Source organism: Streptomyces sp. 13-12-16, from assembly GCF_002114215.1.
Taxonomy (GTDB): domain Bacteria; phylum Actinomycetota; class Actinomycetes; order Streptomycetales; family Streptomycetaceae; genus Streptomyces.
The window spans coordinates 1-1741 of the sequence record NZ_NCTE01001286.1; the positions used below are offsets into that span (position 1 = coordinate 1).

The 1741-nt window shown below is 76.9% G+C and carries 2 protein-coding genes; one reads left to right on the forward strand and one right to left on the reverse strand.

All coding sequences use genetic code 11. From position 1 onward, the window contains the following. Nucleotides 1–1155, reverse strand: a 1155-nt coding sequence (locus B7767_RS39460; RefSeq protein ID WP_085576139.1) for a TDT family transporter, incomplete at its 3' end; no start/stop codon positions are given. 70 nt (nt 1156–1225) lie between these two features. On the opposite strand from B7767_RS39460, the gene B7767_RS39465 reads away from it, so the two are divergent. Next, nucleotides 1226–1741, forward strand: a 516-nt coding sequence (locus tag B7767_RS39465) for a LysR family transcriptional regulator (protein ID WP_143652913.1), incomplete at its 3' end; no start/stop codon positions are given.

Consider the following 1741-nt stretch of genomic DNA (forward strand, 5'->3'; position numbering starts at 1 on the left):
GGCCGTCGCTGGCCGGGGCGCCGGCGGTGCTGGGGCGGGCCCTGCGAGCAGCGCGCCGCTGAACAGGCCGCGCGCCGTGTGCCAGGCGGCGGCGGCCCAGGCACCGGCCAGCAGGGTGTACAGGGCGAGTGCCAGTACGTCGTAGGCGAGCAGCCCGGTGTGCGAGGCGAGGGCCCCGGCGCCGGTGACACAGGTGCCGACCGGGAACGTGAACGACCACCACGTCATCGCGAAGCGCATGCCCCGCCGCCACGCCCGTACGACGTGCGCGGCGGCGAGGCAGAGCCACAGCAGCGCGAACCCCGTGACGGGCACCCCGTACAGGACGGCGAGCACGCGGAAGCCCTCGCCGTACGGCGCCGGTACGACCCCGGGGGCGACGTCCGCGAAGGCGCCGACGGCGGTCGTGGACTGGCCGAGCGGCCCGAGCACCAGGAACAGCGTCGGGGTGAGCGCGAGGGACGGCGGACCGTGGGTGATCAGCCGGCCGAAGACCAGCGGCAGCGTCATCAGGGTGGCGAGGAGGCTGAGCCCGAACATCGCGACGCAGGCGAACAGCAGGGTCGCGCGGGGCTGGCCCTCCGGGAGGTACGGCACCAGGCGGGGCCCGAGCGCGGCGGACACCATGGGCGCGACCAGCGGCAGCAGCCAGACGGGCGTCGCCTCCCGCGCCGTCACCCGGTGGCGTACGGCCATGAGGTACGGGACGGCCACGGCGGCGGCCAGCCCGACGGCCGTACCGGCGGTGAACAGCACGGCGTCGAGGACGACGGCCGTGCGCAGCCCGATCCAGTCCCGCCCGAGGGTCAGGGCGCCGCCGCCGACGGCCAGCAGCGCCATGGAGAGACAGCCGTAGAAGGGCGCCACGGCGGGGTCGAGGAGGTGGGCGCGGGCCCGGTCGCGGTGGTGGGCCCAGTGCAGGGCGCGGGCGGCGAGCAGGACCGCCAGGAGGGCGAGGGACAGCGCCCAGACGGTGGTGAGCGCGGGGCGCGGGACGGGCACGTGCGCGGGGAGCGCGGCGCCCGCTCCGGCGACGATGGCGGTGCCCATCACACAGGCGTACCAGTTGGGTCCGAGGTGACGGACGGCGGTGGCACGCGGGGGCCGTGCGGTGACACGGGGCAGGGGTGGCAGGGGCCGGGTTGCGGTGACCATGGTCATACGGTCGGGCCGGCGGTCCACCGCCACCAGGGAGCCCCCCTCTATGGCGGCATAAGCTGGGCTTATGAGCACAACGGACGACCACGGCCCTCCAGGGCACCGCTCCGCGAGCCCGGGGTCCCTGGCTCACCGGGTGCCGGACCTCGGGGCGCTGGAGCTGTTGCTGGCGGTGGCGCGGCTGGGGAGCCTGGGCGGGGCGGCGCGGGAGCTGGGCATCACCCAGCCCGCCGCCAGCAGCCGGATCCGGTCGATGGAACGACAGCTCGGGGTGGCGCTCGTCGACCGCTCGCCGCGCGGTTCGCGGCTGACCGACGCGGGGGCGCTGGTCACCGACTGGGCGCGGCGGATCGTGGAGGCGGCGGAGGCCTTCGACGCGGGCGCGCAGGCGCTGCGGGACCGCAGGGACTCACGGCTGCGGGTGGCGGCGAGCATGACGATCGCCGAGTACCTGCTGCCCGGGTGGCTGCTCGCGCTGCGCGCGGACCGGCCGGACACGGCGGTGTCGCTGCTGGCCGGGAACTCGGCGGCGGTGGCGGAGCGGCTGCTGGCGGGGGGGGGGGGCGGGGGGGTCGTGGGAGGG